Origin of the sequence: Microcoleus sp. LAD1_D3 (genome assembly GCF_036702135.1) — a bacterium.
Taxonomy (GTDB): domain Bacteria; phylum Cyanobacteriota; class Cyanobacteriia; order Cyanobacteriales; family Microcoleaceae; genus Microcoleus.
The window spans coordinates 56849-75027 of record NZ_JAUBSB010000029.1 but is presented as its reverse complement, the minus strand read 5'-3'; the positions used below and the strand labels follow the sequence as shown (position 1 = coordinate 75027).

14 protein-coding genes and 1 pseudogene are annotated in these 18179 nt (G+C 46.0%); 7 read left to right on the top strand and 8 right to left on the bottom strand.

Translation table 11 applies throughout. The features are described 5' to 3' along the window. Window positions 1-76: 76 nt before the first annotated feature. Window positions 77-685, bottom strand: a pseudogene (gene iscB, locus QUA74_RS17505) (RNA-guided endonuclease IscB); the annotation flags it as partial. A gap of 234 nt (window positions 686-919) precedes the next feature. After that, window positions 920-1528 (bottom strand): TetR/AcrR family transcriptional regulator, encoded by a 609-nt coding sequence (locus QUA74_RS17500; RefSeq protein ID WP_333331471.1) that lies wholly within the window; start codon window positions 1526-1528, stop codon window positions 920-922. Between the two features lie 114 nt (window positions 1529-1642). Between QUA74_RS17500 and QUA74_RS17495 the strand changes: the two genes are divergently transcribed. The 3 genes from QUA74_RS17495 to QUA74_RS17485 all read left to right on the top strand — a co-directional run bounded on the left by QUA74_RS17495 (window position 1643) and on the right by QUA74_RS17485 (window position 5256). After that, entirely contained in the window at window positions 1643-3070 is a 1428-nt protein-coding gene (locus QUA74_RS17495) for an HlyD family efflux transporter periplasmic adaptor subunit (RefSeq protein ID WP_333331469.1), read from the top strand. A 64-nt stretch (window positions 3071-3134) separates the two neighbouring features. Continuing rightward, a complete protein-coding gene (devC, locus tag QUA74_RS17490; RefSeq protein ID WP_333331466.1) occupies window positions 3135-4319 on the top strand; it encodes an ABC transporter permease DevC in 1185 nt (394 codons plus the stop codon). Window positions 4320-4539: 220 nt separating this feature from the next. Then, complete coding sequence (locus QUA74_RS17485; RefSeq protein WP_333331463.1) at window positions 4540-5256, top strand: DevA family ABC transporter ATP-binding protein; 717 nt, start codon at window positions 4540-4542, stop codon at window positions 5254-5256. A 116-nt stretch (window positions 5257-5372) separates the two neighbouring features. On the opposite strand, the gene QUA74_RS17480 is transcribed toward QUA74_RS17485, so the two are convergent. The 3 genes from QUA74_RS17480 to QUA74_RS17470 all read right to left on the bottom strand — a co-directional run bounded on the left by QUA74_RS17480 (window position 5373) and on the right by QUA74_RS17470 (window position 9280). Then, window positions 5373-6389 carry a glycoside hydrolase family 104 protein gene (locus tag QUA74_RS17480; protein WP_333331460.1) on the bottom strand — a complete coding sequence of 339 codons (1017 nt, stop codon included), beginning with the start codon at window positions 6387-6389 and terminating at the stop codon, window positions 5373-5375. 141 nt (window positions 6390-6530) lie between these two features. Then, window positions 6531-7796, bottom strand: a complete 1266-nt coding sequence (locus tag QUA74_RS17475; RefSeq protein WP_333331457.1) for a glycosyltransferase family 1 protein — start codon at window positions 7794-7796, stop codon at window positions 6531-6533. Between the two features lie 566 nt (window positions 7797-8362). Then, on the bottom strand, window positions 8363-9280 hold the full coding sequence (locus tag QUA74_RS17470) for a YihY/virulence factor BrkB family protein (RefSeq protein ID WP_333331454.1): 918 nt from the start codon (window positions 9278-9280) through the stop codon (window positions 8363-8365). A 111-nt stretch (window positions 9281-9391) separates the two neighbouring features. Between QUA74_RS17470 and QUA74_RS17465 the strand changes: the two genes are divergently transcribed. The 4 genes from QUA74_RS17465 (at window position 9392) to QUA74_RS17450 (ending at window position 12253) form a co-directional block, all read left to right on the top strand. Continuing rightward, entirely contained in the window at window positions 9392-10477 is a 1086-nt protein-coding gene (locus tag QUA74_RS17465; protein WP_333331451.1) for a hypothetical protein, read from the top strand. 250 nt (window positions 10478-10727) lie between these two features. Further along, entirely contained in the window at window positions 10728-11621 is an 894-nt protein-coding gene (locus tag QUA74_RS17460; RefSeq protein WP_333331448.1) for a CNNM domain-containing protein, read from the top strand. Between the two features lie 118 nt (window positions 11622-11739). After that, window positions 11740-11862, top strand: coding sequence for a hypothetical protein (locus tag QUA74_RS17455; protein WP_333331445.1), 123 nt, complete (start codon window positions 11740-11742; stop codon window positions 11860-11862). A 49-nt stretch (window positions 11863-11911) separates the two neighbouring features. After that, window positions 11912-12253 (top strand): type II toxin-antitoxin system PemK/MazF family toxin, encoded by a 342-nt coding sequence (locus tag QUA74_RS17450; RefSeq protein ID WP_333331442.1) that lies wholly within the window; start codon window positions 11912-11914, stop codon window positions 12251-12253. 112 nt (window positions 12254-12365) lie between these two features. Here the strand turns inward: QUA74_RS17450 and QUA74_RS17445 are convergent, their stop codons facing one another. From QUA74_RS17445 to QUA74_RS17435, 3 genes are all read right to left on the bottom strand, one after another. Then, window positions 12366-13415 carry an AbiJ-related protein gene (locus QUA74_RS17445; RefSeq protein WP_333331439.1) on the bottom strand — a complete coding sequence of 350 codons (1050 nt, stop codon included), beginning with the start codon at window positions 13413-13415 and terminating at the stop codon, window positions 12366-12368. Window positions 13416-13486: 71 nt separating this feature from the next. Next, window positions 13487-13735 (bottom strand): hypothetical protein, encoded by a 249-nt coding sequence (locus QUA74_RS17440; RefSeq protein WP_333331436.1) that lies wholly within the window; start codon window positions 13733-13735, stop codon window positions 13487-13489. Between the two features lie 142 nt (window positions 13736-13877). After that, entirely contained in the window at window positions 13878-18164 is a 4287-nt protein-coding gene (locus QUA74_RS17435; protein WP_333331433.1) for an O-linked N-acetylglucosamine transferase family protein, read from the bottom strand. Between the last annotated feature and the right edge of the window lie 15 nt (window positions 18165-18179).

The window sequence follows — 18179 nt, the reverse complement described above, 5'->3', positions numbered from 1 at the left end:
ATCACTAACTGCCTATGCAGCTAGGTTAACCATCCCATAAGGATTTAAAGCCTTATTTTAGGTTAAACGAATCGCACTCGACACCGCAGTAAGCACATTTCCTGCCCCACTTTTTTAACAAATATTGTCTGATTTCATAACCTGCTAGTTCGCCTTGTTGATACTCAACACCTGATATTTCAGGAGATTGCATAGCTTGGGTGTCGAATTTAACTAACTCTTGAGATATTCCTGTAACAGGAACATACCGCCGTAATCGATTAACCCAAGTCACAATATTCGACACTCTTGAGGCTAAACTAGGTGGCAACCATCCGGGTTTACGAGTACGATTCAGAAATCTCGGCTGACGATACCTAGTTTGGCGATTCCGGCGGTTGCGGCGGATAGCGCGACGGGATTCTATGTCATTTTTAATCTGATTTCCTCTGTGAATCAGGGAAGCTACCCAGATCACCTCGTCACCTTGCAGTAGGGCTAATCCTGTGGTTTTTGAACCGGGATCTATCTTAATTTCGTAAGGTTTGGTTTGTGGTTGGTCACAGGCATAATTGAGGATAATTGTGAACGGATAACGCTTGTAAACTGCTGCTTTGTTTTGAGTTAACAGTCTTCTGGCTTGACCCGGATTTACAGGGTCTAGGGGTTGCTTGTTCGTATCTAAAACGAAGACAAAGTTAGACATAATTGTCCTCTGATTGCTCAGGTAATGTTTTCCTCGCCAATGTTTTGAGGGCTTGTGATGTCAATCGCACTTCCTTAACCAAATACAGATGTTTAACGATTGACGACAGGGCTACAAGCTGGAAAGCACCTGTAGGTGTCATGACCCTAAAAACGTAGTTTGTAACTCAGGCTGGCTATCTCTCCAGTGTTTGAAGTGGTTGTCCACTCTTGTCCATTGTTTGGTGAATAGCACTTAGGAATTGGACTGCGGGGATAAAATCAAGTGCAGCAGAGCGTCGATCAATCGATCGCGCTCCATTGGGATAATATCTTTGCCGTGCATCATATGCTGCGTTAACTGAAAATATACCAGCGATCCAATAAAAATCCGCGCCGTTGCCTCCGCATCGGATAATTTTAACTCTGGATGCGATGCCAAATATTGAGTAAGCCGATCGATCCCCGGTTTACCTAAGTTTCTCACAAATGTCTGCGCTAACTGGGGAAAACGCCCCGACTCCGCAATCACTAACCTCACAAAATTGAGATATTCTGGTTCCTGGGTCGCCTGATCCAATATAGTTGTGGCAACGAATCGCAGCGCTACGGCGGGTTCTTCATCCAGAACTGTAAAATGGACTTTTTTTCGCGCCAGCCGCTGTACCAAGGCCGCGAATAATCCTTCTTTGTCTGCAAAATAGCTGTAAACCGTGGCTTTGGAAACACCTCCCGTCTTCGCTACCTTGTCCATACTCGTCCCCGCGTAGCCGTGGGTTAAAAATTCTTGCATCGCACCTTGCAGGATTTGCTCGGTTTTGTCACCTCCTGCTGCGTCTGGTTCGATCGGTTTTGTCCTTGCCATACCTTGCTTCTGTAATTTTTATTTGGGATCTTGACATCATTATACTGAACGGTTTAGTATTAAAACATATCAGAACTAAACGGTTTAGTTTTAGTCCTCTAAAAGAGGTATGTCATGGTACACCAACCCACAGCAGACGGCTTATCCTCAAATCCATCCCTAGTGAAACAACTCCTAGTTGTGGCAGCAGTAGCAACCCTGGCGGCAGGGGGAACCACAGGCTACACGATCTGGCGATCGCGCATACCCGATCCCAATGCAGTAGCCGCAGCAGCAGCCGTCGCAGCATCCCAATTAACCACAGTTACAGCCTTGGGGCGACTCGAACCCAGAGGAGAAGTAATTAAAGTCTCCGCCTCTGGTGCGGCGGAAGGGAACCGGATCGATCGACTTTTGGTAAAAGAAGGAGACAGGGTGAAAACAGGTCAGGCGATCGCAATTTTGGATAGTCGCGATCGCCTCTCGGCCGCCCTCGACCAAGCTCAAGAACAAGTGCGCGTCGCCGAAGCAAACCTAGCAAAAGTGAAAGCCGGAGCCAAAAACGGGGAAATTCAAGCCCAGAAAGCAACCATTGCCCGCTTACAAGCCGATCGCAGCAACGAAATTACAGCGCAACAGGCGATCGTGGCGCGTCTAGAAATCGATCGCAGCACCGAAATTGCAGCGCAACAAGCCACAATTGCCCGCATCAGGGCCGAACAACAAGGAGAAATTCAAACCCAACAAGCCACAATTGCCCGTCTACAAGCCGAACTCCGCAACGCCATAAGCGAAGATCAGCGCTACTCCCAACTGTATGAACAGGGAGCAATTTCCGCTTCAACTAGCGACAGCAAAAGCCTCGCCGCCGAAACAGCCCAACAGCAAATCAACGAAGGAAAGGCAAAACTGAATCAAATTCGCCAATCCCGCCAACAACAAATTAACGAAGCCCAAGCCAAACTCAATCAAATTCAACAATCCCGCCAACAGCAGATTAACGAAGCGCAAGCCAAACTCAGCCAAGTTGAGCAATCTCGACACCAGCAAATTGACGAAGCCAAAGCAAATCTCGATCGCATCGCCGAAGTGCGTCCCGTTGACATAGCAGCAGCCGCCGCCGAAGTCAGTTCCGCCGCTTCAGCAGCCAAACAAGCCAAAGCAAATCTTGATCTAGCTTACATCCGTGCTCCCAGAGACGCCCAAGTCCTGAAAATTCACACCCATCCGGGAGAAAAAGTGGGAAACGACGGCATTGTCGAACTCGGACAAACTCGCGAGATGCTAGCTGTTGCGGAAATCTACGAAAGCGATGTGGACAAAGTACGCCTCGGACAAACCGCCAAAATTACTAGCGATGCTTTGACCGGCGAATTGCGGGGAACTGTCGAACATATTGGTTTGCAAGTGCAGCGACAAAACATTGTTAACACCGATCCTTCTGCGAATATTGATGGTCGAATTGTGGAAGTAAAAGTGCGCTTAGATGAAGCTTCCAGCCAGAAAGTAGCGGGATTAACCAATTTGCAAGTCAAAGTGGCGATCGGGGAAATTAAAGATTAAGAAGACTTAAACCGCAGGGTAGCTTTCTTCAATCGAAAATCCAAAATCTAAAATCTAAAATCATATGCTTGGACTCATAAAACCCTTACAACAATTAAGACGCAGAACTTCCCTCGGATGGCTGCAACTGAGTCACGACAAAGGGCGAATGCTCGTTGCAGTAGCAGGAATTGCCTTTGCTGACGTTTTGATGTTCATGCAGCTAGGCTTTCAAAATGCGCTTTACACCAGCAATACGCGGCTGCATCAAAGCTTGCAAACAGACTTAGTTTTGATTCACCCCCAAGCGCGAAATTTGATTAATTTGTCTTCCTTCCCCAGGCGCAGATTGTATCAAGCAATGAACGTACCGGGCGTGAAATCAGCCGAGCCGCTTTACGTAAAAATTGCTAACTGGAAAAATCCCGAAACTCGGCGCGAAACGTCGCTGATGGTTGTGGGTTTCAATCCCGATCGCCCTGCATTTGCGCTTCCAGAAGTTAACCAAAATTTGAGCGCGATTAAATTGCCGGATACCGTGTTGTTCGATCGAGCTTCTAGGGGAGAGTACCAGGGGACGATCGCGCAAATCGATCGAGGAAAAGCCGTTAAAGCTGAGGTTGAGCGACGCACTATTAACGTCAGCGGTTTATTCACAGTGGGAGCATCTTTTGCCGCCGACGGTATTTTGATGACTAGCGATCAAAATTACCTGCGCCTGTTTGCGAGACAAAACGCCGCGAGTGTTAATGCCGGATTAATTCAACTGCAACCGGGTGCTGACCCCGTGGAAGTTCAACAAGTTTTGAAAGCATACTTGCCGCAGGATGTCAAGGTACTAACCAAACAAGAATTTATCGATTTTGAGAAAAACTATTGGGCTAAGAATACTGCGATCGGCTTTGTGTTTAATTTAGGCGTAGCGATGGGTTTTGTAGTTGGGGTGATTATTGTTTATCAAGTTCTCTCCACCGATGTCAGCGACCACATGGGAGAATACGCTACTTTCAAAGCGATGGGCTACCGCAATGTTTATTTACTCGGCATCGTTTTTGAAGAAGCTCTAATTCTTTCCCTCCTCGGTTTTTTGCCGGGAGTAGGAGTCTCTTTCGGCCTCTACTCTTTAACTCGCAAAGCTACAAATTTACCCCTTTATATGACGCTGCTTAGAGCAGTTATAGTATTACTTTTGAACGTGATTATGTGCACTATTTCGGGAGCAATTGCCACTCGCAAGCTGCAAGCAGCAGATCCGGCAGATATGTTTTAAGGCAAAATGAATCAGTTTATAATATTCGGCGGTTGAAACCGCTACTACACAAACGAAGTCCGCCTGCGCGGACTAAAGAATAAAGGGGGTATTAAAGCCAGATTTGCTATAAAGTGCTTGCAACACACATAGTTGTGGTAATCATTCTCTTCTTTTTACTCTGCATTATCGGCGAAGAAAGCGGTTTATTCTTAAATCTCAAACCTCAAACCAATAAGTTATGAATTCTACTACTCTCTACCCAACAACCAACGCATTACAGATTCCTGCACCTGTAATTTCCGCGCACCAACTCGACCACTACTTCGGTCAAGGTCAACTGCGAAAACAGGTACTTTTTGACATTAATCTCGAAATTAAAGCAGGTGAAATTGTGCTGATGACGGGGCCTTCGGGTTCGGGAAAAACAACGCTTTTAACTTTGATTGGCGGATTGAGATCCGGTCAATCGGGAAGTCTCAAAATTATCGGTCAAGAAATGTGCAAAGCGAGTTCAGACCAATTGGTAAAGGCGCGACGCAAAATTGGCTATATTTTTCAGGCGCACAACTTGCACCGCAGTTTGACGGCGCTGCAAAACGTGCAGATGGGTTTGGAAGTTCACGGAAATTTGTCGCGTTCTCAAATGCGCGATCGCTCTGCAAAAATGCTAGAGTTAGTAGGACTGGAACAGCGGATTAACTATTATCCAGATGATTTGTCAGGGGGACAAAAACAAAGAGTTGCGATCGCCCGCGCTTTGGTCAGTCAACCGCAAATTGTTTTGGCTGACGAACCGACAGCCGCCCTGGACAGCAAATCCGGTCGCGAAGTGGTGAATTTGATGCAGCAATTAGCCAAAGAGCAAGGCTGTACTATTCTGTTAGTAACCCACGATAACCGAATTTTAGATATTGCCGATCGCATCGTTCACATGGAAGATGGAAAATTAGCCTAATTTTTAAATTTCCGAAGAATAGACATCACCCATAACTCCCTCATTTTCAATTTTGGATGTTAAAATTTAATCCAAAATTGCCACACCCCAATCTAAACTCGTCCTGGGACTGTTCACTAATTGCTAACAACCAATCCTGGGCGGTCAATCCCCAAATTTTTCTGATACATGGCTTCGAGTGTGGGCATCGACGATTCCACAGAACCACCATAACGGCGAAAAGATGGCCAGATGTAAGCGAGTTTTCTCACTGCTGACTCTAATCGACCCGCTTCTATATCTTCTAAGGCACCTTTTTCTCGGATTAACTCTATAGCCATCCAATCTTGATTTTCTGGGCTGAAATCGCGGACGCCAAATTTTTTGGCAAATCTGTCCCACGTGGTGCTGAGAAACTGATATCGCCCCGCTGCATCGGAACAGAGTTTTTTGCGGTAACGACGACCGCACCTCATTTCCCTGGGGTGATCTTGAAAGCTGACAAATTTGGTGCCGGTGTACTGGGTGCGGTAGCCGTCGGGGCTAGCGGTTCCTTCGGCGGCGGCTATGGTGTCGAGAAAGGCTTTGACTCGACGTTCGGGTCCGATGCTATCGAGTCTGCTATCCTGTCTGGGAGCTGGTGAATTCAGGGTTGCAGTTTCGGGTGATCGATCGCGATCGATGTTATTCTCTCCTTTGTCTGGTGAATCGAGGGCCGCAACTTCCTGCAGGCGTTTCGGGGTGGGCGAGCTTCCTGCCGAGACCGATTGTCCCCACAGCAGCCTCGGCGTCATTCGACCTAAGAAAAAGCACAAACAGATTAAGAAACCCCAATAGAGTTGAAAACGAAGGCGTTTGGAGCGATTCCGGCGCAGAATGGGCCACCGGTGAAGGGGGAGTGTTGCGGGCAAAATTTTCGTTTGCTGGCCGAAGGCGAACAGCGATTTCAGCGCTACTAAGGTTTGCTTGTAAAAACGTGGTGGAAGTTTCCGAGCTCTCATCGCTGTGGCGAAAGTCTCGACATCTGTCAGAGTAACTTGTGCCAGCGGTTTTGCGACAAACACTCGAAAATGGTTAGCCGCCTGCCAGCTAAAGTGCCGGTTGCGGGGGGATTGGCGGTTTACCCACAGGCGAATTAGCTCCATGTCTGACATAGGGAGCAGGTGGCGTCCCAGATGTTTTGATGCGTACAAGAGTACCTCCTGATATCACTTATAGTTGAAGGTTCCCAGTTATAACGGATGAGTGAAACAGGGATCAAGGGAAACTGGCTTCAACCATACTAAGTGATACTACTAAGCGCTCACCGGGTCAAGCTGAAGGGCGGATTGTTCGAGCAGTTGAGTGTAAAGTTGACTGAGTTGAGAGGCGATACCGTCCCAACTGAAATAGGTTTCGACGCGCTGGCGGCCTGTGTGTCCGAGTTGCTGGCGCCATACTGAGTCAAGTAACAAGCGATCGATCGCATCAGCAAAAACTGCTTCATTTTTCGGCGGCGCGAGCAAACCTGTTTCTTGTGGCACTACAGTATATTTGAGCCCTCCCACGTCGGAGGCGACTACGGGCGTGCCACTGGCCATCGCTTCAATGGCGACTAAACCGAAGGGTTCGTAATGGCTGGGAATGACGCACACATCGGCGGCGGCGTAGTAGGCGGGGAGAATCTCTCGGCTTAAGGCGCCGGAAAAACCCGTAATGTCGCTCAGACCGAGTTCTTCAACGAGGCAGCCGATACGATCGCGCTCTTTGCCGTCGCTTTCCCCCGGACGCCAGCCACCAGCAATTATTAGTTTTAAATCGGCTTTGCGAAGCGCGGACATACTGACGGCGCGGACTAAGGTTTCGATTCCCTTGCGGGGGTCGAAACGGCCTACGTACAACACGACTTTGGTTTCGGGGGCTATGCCCAAGTGGCGGCGGGCGGTCGATCGGGCGATCGAGCCGAACCGTTCTATGTCGGTACCGCAGGGAATGATGTCAATATTTCCTTTGGAGGAAACCAGAGACCTCATGTGTTCTTTTTCTTGGGGACTGGTAGCCACCACGCGATCGGCTGTTTCCAAAAGTGTTTTTTCGACTTGCAGCCTGGTTTTGGCAATCATCGGAATTGTCGAAACCGACTTGTATTTAATTGCTGCCAAAGAATGGTAAGTGTGAACTTGCAGCAGAGGTTGCGATTTTTTCAACTCCATTCCCACCCAAGAAGACAGCCAGTAATTTGTATGAACTAACGAATATTGAAAGCCTGACTCTAACTGAAACTTCTGAAATTCTTGAACAAAGGTTGGCAAATATCCGTAAAGTTCGTCGCGGGGAATAAATTCTTGTGGCCCTGCTACTAGCCGAATTGTCCGGCAATTGGAACTGTGCTCTACAATTCTTGCTTGTTGGCGATCGGATGAGCGGGTGAACATATCAACTTGCCACCCCTGTTTCGCCAGAGATTCTCCTACTTGACGCACGTAAACATTTTGTCCGCCCGCTTCTTCTTTGCCAATTTCCACAGCGGGATCACCGTGTACGGAGATGAGAGCGATGCGTTTTTTAGTTAATGAAATCATGATTGTTTACCAAAATTTAAAAATATTTTAGGAGAAGATTGAAAGTGCAATTTTGGCTGCTGCGCCGGGACTGGAATCTTCTAGGTAATTTGTATTAAAGTCAAAATGCGGGATCGATAAATCATCCTTCAGGGATAAGTTGGAGGAAAAAATTGAAAGACGAGTTCCTTCTGCTGACAGAGACGTGCAGCAGCTCAAACTCTAGATAATCTGAATAGAAATGAACGAGGGTGAAGGGAATTTTCCGTATCCTTGCCTGTGTCAAACTCGCACCTTCTAGCCATATCTAACTAGAGCCTGCTTTCAGCTTGCTGCTAGAGATGCGAGGTCAGCAGAAGGTAGAATTTTACCCCTCTGAATAAATAAGTAGAGCTTTCGAGAAAGCAGAAGTCGGTCGTCCCGAAGACCGAATTTTACAGGGGAAGCGAAAAAAAAAGCAAAGTTATTGCATTCAAAATTTTTCTTTCGTTCCGCCTTGCACCTTCTGCCTTTTTCCCTCTTCCTTCTTGCTTATTCTGTCAAACCCGGAGTGCGAGTTCAACCTCAAATTTCCCGTTTGTCTAATGTTAAGAGTTCTTCCGAGGTTTGCGTGCGGAGGATTCCCCGTTTTCGCTGTTGAGGATATTCTTTTGCGAACCTTGCATCCTGGACCCGTATCGGTTAGCCCAAACTTGGGTAAACTCGGCACCTAAGAAGAGAATTTGAGCGGAATAATTAATCCAAAGCAGGATAATCACGAACGATCCCGCAGCACCGTAGGTAGAGGCAATACCGCTACCTCCGAGGTAAACTCCAATTAGGGATTTGCCGATCGTAAACAGCATTGAGGTGATGGCGGCGCCGATCCAAACATCATTCCAGGCAAGATGGACATCGGGCAAAAGTTTGTAAATTAAGGCAAAAAGCAGCGTAACTACGCCAAAGGAGATAGCAAAGTCCACAATCTGCCAAATACCCACTGGTAATTGCAGCCTGCTGTTCAACCAATAGCTGACGGCAGCTAAAACGGCGCTAAGGACTAAAGATACTAGCAGTAAAAAGCCTATGCCTAAAATCATCGCAAAAGACAATACTCGGTCTTTGAGGAATCCCCAGATGCCGCGTCCCGGAGGCGGTGAAACATTCCAAATAGTATTGAGGGCTTCTTTGAGATTCGTAAAAACGTTAGAAGCGCCCCACAAAAGTGTAGCGATGCCGACTAGAGTAGCAATCATTCCCGACTTGGGTTCGGAGGCTTTAAGAATCAGTTCTTGGACAGTTTGGGCGCCATCTTTACCGATTAAACTTTGGAGTTGGGCGACGATTTGACCTTGGGCTGCCTCTGCACCAAAGACTAAACCGACGATCGCAATCACGATAATTAGCAGCGGGGCAAGGGAGAAGACTGTGTAATAGGCTAGGGCGGCGGCTAAGGTTGGCGCTTTATCTTCTTGCCATTCACTAAAAGTTTGTTTGAGCAGCGATATGACTGTTTTTAATTTCACGGCATTTGGTTTCCTTATACTTATCGTCCAAGGGATTATAGTAGGTTAAGAGTTTTTTAGCCTCGGCCACAAGATAGATTTATCGATTAGCAAATTCGGAAGATTACTTTTATGTCAGATTCCCAGACAACTTTTAACAGCACCGATGTAAAATCGTCCAAAAAAGCAATTTCTTGGGCAAAAATGAGCGCATTAGTAGCGGTGGTCAATTTCTTGCTGGTGCTTTTCCATTTCACTTACCTTCAGTTGCGCCCTGTTTATCAAAGCTATTTTCCGGGTTTAGTTAAAATTTATGACCCGATTAAAGGGATTGATTCAAGTTTGCCCAATCCCGAATATTTGAAAAGCGCTGACCAGTTTTGGCGAATAGATACGTTTTTTATTGGTTTTTTTGGGGCGGAATTTTTGATTAAAAGTCTGTTCCATACCCGCCGTAAACCGGGGGTAACTTGGTTGGATTTTGTGCTGAGGCGCTGGTACGAGGTGTTTCTGGTGATACCGATTTGGCAGGGGTGGCGGATTCTGCCGGTATTGGTGCGGCTGCACAAGTCGGGTTTGGTGAATCTCGATCGCGTAGTTACTCAAGTTACCTACGAACCGGTGGCTTATTTAGCGAATACGATGTCGGAATACATGATGGTGCGGTTTATCAATCAAGCTAAAAGTTCGATCAAACAGGGCGACGCGGCGCAGATGTTGCTGGCGCAGCAGCCGTACCTTCACGTCAATCAGGACAATACGATCGAACAAATTACCAAGCGGATTTTGGATCTGACAATTTACAAAGTTTTGCCGCAGGTGCAACCGGATTTGGAAGAATTGCTGCACCACAATTTGGAAACAACAATCAAACAGTCGGATTTTTATCAAATCCTGCAAAATTTCTCTCCGATTAATATTTGGCCGACCGAGATGACGGAACAGGTAGCGAATTATTTGGCTCAAACTGCCGTGGATGTGGTAGCTACTACTTATGAAGACGATAAAGGTCGAAAAATTCTCGATAACTTCAGCCAAGAATTTAATCAAAGTTTGCGACGGGAATTGCAAGATGAGAAAACTCTCGGAGAATTGCAGTCGCTGCTGTCGGATTTGTTGGAAGAAGTGAAGTTGAATTACATTCAAGGCGGGTTGAAGTCCGATCCGGTGCAGACTTTTACGGAAATTAACTCGCTCCGGGGAGTAAGGGAGAGTTGATACAGGAATGAGTTCCGGTGTTGTGAATTAGATTTTTTTAACGAACCGATGAAACTCGCGTTAGCCCTATTATCGCGAAGGAGGATAAGAGAAGAGAAAGAGTTTACAAGTTCTACGGGTAAGGTGCGCCGAGGCGCACCTAGGAATAAGGGTAGTGGGGATATCCGAAATGTCGCGGAATAAAGCTATCTGAATCCCAAGCTAAAATAAAAGAATTAACCTAAAACCTCTATCATATTAGATATCTATCTTGAACAACCTTACTTGCCTGGAAATAGAAGTCGCTCAAACAATGCTGAGATTAGCAATGTTGCTGGGCTTAACCCTTTTAATCGCGTTTTTTGTGGCGTCAGAACTAGCATTAGTATCAGCCGATCGCCATCAAATCCGCCAACTTGCCCACTTGGACGATCGCCCAACCGCTAAAACCGCCGAACTCGTCCACCAAGCTCAAAACAACATACCGCATTACCTGTCTGTGACTCAAACTGGCACAACAGCAGGGAGTTTGCTGTTGGGTTGGTTGGGTGAGGGAGCGACTGTACACTGGATCGAACCGTGGATCGACAAATTGCCGATCGGTCATTTTCCCGCTATGCTGACTGCTCATTCGATCGCAGTTCCCGCAGCTTTCATCTTAGTAACTTACATAGAAATAGTTTTAGGAGAGCTAATCCCCAAAGTATTAGCAAACCACGCCCCTGAACGCACCGCTTTGCTGTTAATGCCGGCCCTCGAACTCTGCTCAAAATTACTGTGGCCGCTGCTAGCAATTCTCAACGGTACCGTGCGGCTGCTGACTGGTTGGATTACCAGTAAAGAGTCTCAACCGCTGCTGTCAAATTCCCAGGTAACTCTCGTCCAAAAAGATGCTCATTCGGCACTAATTTCTGGCCTATGGGAACTGACAGCAGTTAACGAAAAACTCGGGTTAAACCTGCCAACCAACCAAGCTTACCAAACAATCGCCGGATTCGTGATCCACAATTTAGGTAAAATGCCCAATCAAGGCGATCGGCTATTGTGGGGCGAGTTAGAAATAGAAGCAGAAAATGTAGTAGAAGGCAGTTTAGAAACAGTGCTCTTGCGTCAGGTAACTCGCCCCTTATTTGAGCCACAACATCCAGAACTTGTGTTAAATTGAGCCTAAATCAGGCTTAAATACTTCCTCTATCTATGTGTGTGAGGTTGTAATTAGTCGCTCAGTGCGACAATGTACCAGAAATCTGCAAATTGCATAAAGCACAGTTTATGAGGTGGATATGCTAAAAACACTTAGGGCTACTGTTCGACAAGGGAAAATTGAACTGCTGGAGTTATCAGAGTTACCGGAAGGGGCAAAAGTATTAGTAACACTCTTACCTGATGATGAAGCTGAGTTTTGACTTCAAGCGAGTCAAACATCACTAGATAGAGTTTGGGACAATACTGAGGATGATGTTTATGCCCAGCTCCTCTAAAAATGACATAATTTTTTTAGTTAGATATCCCTTTTCAAACTTGTCTAGTTCTAAGGTAAGACCAGCAATAGTTGTGAGTGCGCCGCACGTATCTCAAGACATTATGATTGTGCCATTGACAAGCAAAACTGCATCCTTACTGGAGGGTGAGTTCGTACTTGCTGAATGGTCAACAGCAGGGTTAAATGTGGCTACAGCAGTCAAGCGAGGTTTGTATACAGTGCATGAAAGCTTGGTTGTAACGACGCTTGGCAAATTAGCGGATTCTGATGCTGAGCGACTTGAGCAATCTCTTCGAGGCTGGTTAGGGTTGTAGTGCAGCTATAAGCTATACAGTATAATATTTCCTGTTTGTCGGGTTTCGCATAAGGAGGGCGATCGCTTATTATTTGATACTCTCAACCTCTATTGTGTTACTTGCGTAAGTCCTAAAGTAATCCATGTCGCCCAAAAAGTTTGCGAAAAAAATCTTCTACAACTTGCTTTCCGGGATCTCCTTGTAGCTCGTAACCACCAAAACGATACACTTCATATCCCCTCAACTTTAATTCACGATCGGCTGCAACCATCTCAGCATAGAGCCGAGGACTTGCTGTGCCGTCGTCATTTGCATAATGCTGCTTACCATCAACTTCAATAACCACGCGCTGTGAGTGAGGTAATAGTAAGAGAAAATCCATACGCTGTTGGGGTAGCACTTTCTGCCCATTGCGCTCACGAACTGTGTAGGGGTCATAGTGCAAATAAATTTGAGGGATTAAAGCTGGTGGTTCCTGCATCAATGGATGAATTCTTTCAAAATAGCTATTAAACAATAAACGTTCAGGCACAGAGCCAAGTGAGTCACACAATCGCTCACGTAAAGCTTTCTCCGTTTCACTACTAATAGGATCTGTGTTAGTGAGTGCTGCCCACCATTGGACTAAATTAGACCAGGATAAACCTGATGATGGTACTGATTCTTCATAAACTAAGCAGTTTTTGTCATTTCGAGTAATCCGAATATCATTATTCACAGCATCAACCAAGACAATCTCTGGCTTATGCCCGTTTGAAGCAAATATCAAATTCTTAACTCGACTAGGTACACCTCCTTGTAGCTTAGTAGCTTTATAAACTGGACAACCAGACATCTGCTCTGTTGGATTTAGTCGAAATCCATCCTTGACTAAGTATAAATTGATCAGCTCAGCGTACTCCGCTTGACTCTCTGAATCTCGAACAATAGGGTGTATTACCTGCTCTAGGAAATGTAAAAAACGCTGATCTGATAATTGAAGAATATCAAGACACGTGAAGAATAAATAGTCTTCCTCCCAATCATAGTTATTTACCATGTGTTGCCAGATATCACGAGAGGGGATTTCTGACAATTTCCAAGTCCGCTCTAAAAAATCCAAAAGTTGAAGCTTACCATAGATGTTCTTTGGTAAGAGAGCTTCAATAATATTTCGTCTAGTTAGTTCAGTAATCAGCATAATTCTAGCGAGTGAATTTACAAAATATTTTATTATAACAAGTATAAAAACCAGCTCTCTATTTAAAAAAATTATACAATACTTGGAAAAGTCTGTTTTACGATTAGCATCCTTACTGTTTTAGCGCTGAAAAGTGCCGTTAATCCCGCCATCAACCATTGCATTTGGGGTGGCCAGTGGAGCCAACTGACGATACCCCAGAGGAGTAGAATTACCAGCGTTGCCTTGAGCAGGCGATCGCCATAAATACGGACATTATTAATTGATCGATAAGTGCTGGTTCGCACTGTATTCGCTACACCCTTGCCACCGTTAATCATTAATTAGAGATATTTTACCAGTAAACCCGATACAAACAGCGGCGCGATCGCACTTTTTCAAGCAACAGCAAGCTCGATCACCCTTGAATCCCATTTCGATATCTTGTCGGGCGAGCCGCTGCCCGCCCTACGCGAGATGCATTTACTTCACAGCCAGCTCGATCGCACCCCCAACCAACTGATCGTAATCCGCCAACAACCACGGAGGCAAACAAGTCTTCGCATCCTGAACCCGCAACTGTCCTAGGCGACAATACAGCATCGCCGCCAACAAATTATTCACAGCTTTAGGGGTTCCAAACCCTTTACTCAACTCAACAACCAACGAGTTAAAAACCTCGTGATCGCTCTCATGCAGCGGCTCGTTAATAAACCCGCTGCTCAGCATTGCTTTGTAACCCTTGCCAAAATCGCTCCGGTACAACACTTCTACTTGTTCGCTGGAAACACTCAGCCAAAAATCGGCAATTTGCTTGCGAATATGCCGCAAATCTGCTATTACCAATTCCGCCGTCGGGTCGATTTCATAAAGATTGACGGCAGCAGTTAATTGATTGAGAAACTGCGGCAGATAATCTTGTTTGACAAGTGTTGGTTCTGTTGCCGCAAATGCGATTTCAAACACCTTTTCGTAATCTTCAACTAACCACTGCGGCAAGCGGGTGCGAGCATCGGGAACCCGCATTTTACCTGGTACAAAATACAGCATCGCCCCCAGCAGAGCATTGATAGCTTGAGGCTGCACCAACCCTTTGCTAATTTCGGTCAATTGCTGCAAAAATTTTTGTTCGGCTTCAGTCATTGATTCTGCTTGCAAGCCGCAGCTAAGTATTGCTTGATATCCCTTGCGAACTTCTCCTCTGTAAAAATTTTCTAGTTTTTCTGAAGGAACAGTCAGCCAAAAATCAGCCATTTGTTTTCTGATTTGTCGGAGTTCCAAAACTACCGATTCGTCAGACGAATCTATTCGGTAAAGATTGACGCATCCTAACAGTTGATTCGCAAATTCCGGGGATTGAATGTATTGAGCTAGCAAGTCAGAAGTTGAATCAGACTTGACGGCGGCTTCAGTCTCAAAAACTTGTTCGTAATCCCCAATTAACCAGTGGGGCAAACGGTTACGAGCATCGGGAATTCGCATGGTTTCCGGTGGGAAATACAGCATCGCCGCGAGTAAGGCGTTGACAGCTTTGGGATGCACTAATCCTTTGCTAATCTGGGTTAATTGCTGCAAAAATATTTGTTCGCTTTCGATCATCGGTTGACGTTGGAAACCGCTCTTGAGCAGGATTTGATAGCTGTTACCTGAAGCGCTTCTGTAGGCGGTTTCGAGGTTTTCGGCGGAAAGGTTCAGCCAAAAATCAGCGATTTGTTTGCGGATTTGACGCAGTTCGGATATTGCTGAGATGTTTGATGAGTTTCTTTGGTAAAGGTTGATGGCATTCGAGAGAAGATCGCCCAAATCTGCTTGCTGGGGAATGGTATCCTGTAAGCTGCGGGATGCTTCCAGGTGGCTGGTTTGCCATTTGCCAAAGAGTTCTTGGAATAATTTGCCGATCGCCCCAGCATATGCAACACTATCAAAACAGCGCGGATTGCCTTGCATTTTCCGCTGAATTTCCTGCCGTTTTTGCTGCCGCAATTGGGGGTTAGTGCCGAGGGTAACTGCTAGTTGAATGTAAGATGCTTCGTCATAAGCAATTAAATCAGACATTTGCAGTTCCTGCAGCATCGCCGAACCTTGGCGGAACCGCAAAGCATTTCCTTCCACAACCACCGCCGGCAATCCTACTTGCAAAGGATCAATTAACGATGTTGCCCCAGCATAAGGATAGGAATCGAGATAAACATCTGCTAGCTGCAAAAATTCTTTCACATCCGCGCGACTAGGCAGTTGTTTTACGAACCGCAAGCGGTTGTTATTGACGCCGTATTTAGCGCAAACAGCGTTCAGATTGTTGACAAAAGGTGTCGCCGGATAGGTGCGAGTCCAAGCCGGCCCGAAGGGATATAAAATCAAGATTGAATCGGGTACAGCAGCTAGAATTTTTACCCAACTCTCCCTCAACTCCGGCAAAATTTTGTAGAAGTTGGCGCCGGAGATGAAAACTGTTGTATTGTCTGAAATCCCCAGACTTTGGCGGGTAGGTTTAACTGTAGCTACTTCCGATTCTGTTGCATATTGGAAACAAAAACCGCTACCTTGGAGAACAGCCAACTGTTCGCGATATTGTTCTTGATAACTAGCATCCGGCGCGGTAAATTGACCTGCGATGTAGTAATCCATGTGCCGGATTCCGGTGGTTGTCGGGGAACAGAAAGATGTAGTTTGTACCCTCGCTAAACGGTGAATTGCTAGTGAAGTCAGCGGTTTGTTAATAGCTGTTAAATTCGTACCGAAAAACAGGATATCTAAGTCGTCGGCGCGGATTGTTTGGACTTGCGATGCAAAGTCTTTCGGGAGTGCAACCAGTTTGTCGGCGCGACTTTGACAGTATTGTTCTAATTGGTGGCCGCTGGTGTTGAGCGCGTACAGGTAAATCTCGAACTCGTTGCGGTTTAAATGCTCGAAAACCGGGATTGTGGCGAAGGTTTCGGTTTGGGGTGCGAAATGGTCGTTGATGATGCCGAGGCGGATTTTTGTCCGATTTGGCGATCGCGCTGGGAAGATACAATCAATTGAACTGCCGCGATTTTTGAGCGAAAACTCAATAATTTCCGCTCGTTTGGTGTAAATATCGCGTAGGTTTGCCGTGGTAAAATAAAGCGGGATAAAGTTCGCAACTTGCGCGAACAACAAAGCAATATTTTGCCAAAGTGGCGAATCTGCATTTTTGAACAAATTAGTATGTAAGTAATCAATCCAGCCTTGGATGAATTGATAGTAAGTATCTGCTTCTCCTCGGCTTTGAAATACGTTCGGACAAGTAAACATGAATTTGAGATATTCGTTGGCGAACCAATTAGGCACTGTAGCGCGATCGTACTTGAGCGGCAATTGGTCTGCCCGCCGGTACAGCATGGCTGCCAGCAGGTAATTGATGGCTTTTGGTTCGTTAAATCCTTTCGCCACATTGGCGACTAATTCGCTCACCAAAGTCTCTTCTGTATCGGTTAGCGGTTCATATCTAATGTCGGTGGTTAGCAGCGCTTGGTGCTGTTTGCCGGCCTCGCCTGCAAAGGCACTTGCAACTTGTTCGGCTGGTAAGTTAAGCCAGATTGCAGCAATTTGTTTTCTAGCTTGGCGGACATTTGCTAGGGCGGATAAATCAGCGGAATTTTTCTGGTATTGCTCGATAATGCTTGACAATAAGATTGGATCTTCCGGCGATTTTGCCGAGATTTGCTGTCCGCTGCCGCAGGCTTGCATCAACGCTGAACTAACTGTTGTTGCCATTTTTGACCAAGAAAATTTGCGGGATTGTCCAAGTCCCGCAGCAATTAACGAGTTGCGAATATCGGGTTTCTGCACGTCAAGCAGGGCATTTCCCAGTGCATTAACATCATTTTCACCTACATACAATGCTGCTTCGCCTGCTACTTCTGGAATCGAGCTGTTGGGAGAAGTGACTACGGGACAACCACAAGTCATTGCTTCCAATATTGGCAGTCCGAAACCTTCATACTTCGAGGGAAATATCAGCGCGATCGCACCCGAGTAAGCAGCTCTTAATTCATCGTCACCTAAATACAGCAGGTGGACGTTTAAACCAGCAGTGTACGGTTGTAATTTAGGTTCTAGCGAAGGTTGACCGCTCGTACAAACGATATCAAATGCGTACTTGCTGCTGAGTCTAGATAAAGCTTGAAAAAAAGCAATTGTATTTTTATAACCGTTGAATCCCAATCTTTCTCCCACTATTAAAAAGTAGGGTTTTCCAATTCGGTGTGCAGTTTTAAATGCTTCTATTTCTGTTAGACTAGAAGGATAAAAATGTTTTTGAATGCCGCAGTGAGCGACAGTAATTGATGCGGGAGATATTTGGGGGAAAAACTTTACTAAGTCGCGGGCAGTGCTTTGAGAAATGGCGATGTAGGAAGATGCTTGGCGGATAGCATGATGTTTTTCTCGCCACATGGGATTATTCAGGTCGCCTCCCGTAACTTCGGGTATCATATCGTAGGCGACAAATGCCGATCGCGTCGAAATCGGTGTTGTATAGTAGGTAGAAACAAATAAATCTGCATTTTCTCGATCGCACATTTGCTGCAACATTTGTTTGTCAGCATCGGTTTTGTTGTAATCGTAAACCGGAATCGAGCGATATTGAATGCCGGCAATCTTCGGTACTGTGCCGGCGCGATCCAGCATTACTATATTCTCAGCAAAACCGCTTTTTACCCATTCTTCCATCAAAGACTGCCAAACGCGAGCAATCCCGCTTTTTTGCTGGCTTTGAAAAAATATGCCGTCAATAACTATCTTCATGATTGGTGAGTTTCC

Excerpts from the sequence above, each read along its gene's own strand:
- QUA74_RS17500 (WP_333331471.1), bottom strand. The coding sequence starts at position 1,528 with ATGGCAAGGACAAAACCGATCGAACCAGACGCAGCAGGAGGTGACAAA.
- QUA74_RS17495 (WP_333331469.1), top strand. The coding sequence starts at position 1,643 with ATGGTACACCAACCCACAGCAGACGGCTTATCCTCAAATCCATCCCTA.
- devC (WP_333331466.1), top strand. The coding sequence starts at position 3,135 with ATGCTTGGACTCATAAAACCCTTACAACAATTAAGACGCAGAACTTCC.
- QUA74_RS17485 (WP_333331463.1), top strand. The coding sequence starts at position 4,540 with ATGAATTCTACTACTCTCTACCCAACAACCAACGCATTACAGATTCCT.
- QUA74_RS17480 (WP_333331460.1), bottom strand. The coding sequence starts at position 6,389 with ATGTCAGACATGGAGCTAATTCGCCTGTGGGTAAACCGCCAATCCCCC.
- QUA74_RS17475 (WP_333331457.1), bottom strand. The coding sequence starts at position 7,796 with ATGATTTCATTAACTAAAAAACGCATCGCTCTCATCTCCGTACACGGT.
- QUA74_RS17465 (WP_333331451.1), top strand. The coding sequence starts at position 9,392 with ATGTCAGATTCCCAGACAACTTTTAACAGCACCGATGTAAAATCGTCC.
- QUA74_RS17455 (WP_333331445.1), top strand. The coding sequence starts at position 11,740 with ATGCTAAAAACACTTAGGGCTACTGTTCGACAAGGGAAAATTGAACTG.
- QUA74_RS17450 (WP_333331442.1), top strand. The coding sequence starts at position 11,912 with ATGATGTTTATGCCCAGCTCCTCTAAAAATGACATAATTTTTTTAGTT.
- QUA74_RS17445 (WP_333331439.1), bottom strand. The coding sequence starts at position 13,415 with ATGCTGATTACTGAACTAACTAGACGAAATATTATTGAAGCTCTCTTA.
- QUA74_RS17440 (WP_333331436.1), bottom strand. The coding sequence starts at position 13,735 with ATGATTAACGGTGGCAAGGGTGTAGCGAATACAGTGCGAACCAGCACT.
- QUA74_RS17435 (WP_333331433.1), bottom strand. The coding sequence starts at position 18,164 with ATGAAGATAGTTATTGACGGCATATTTTTTCAAAGCCAGCAAAAAAGC.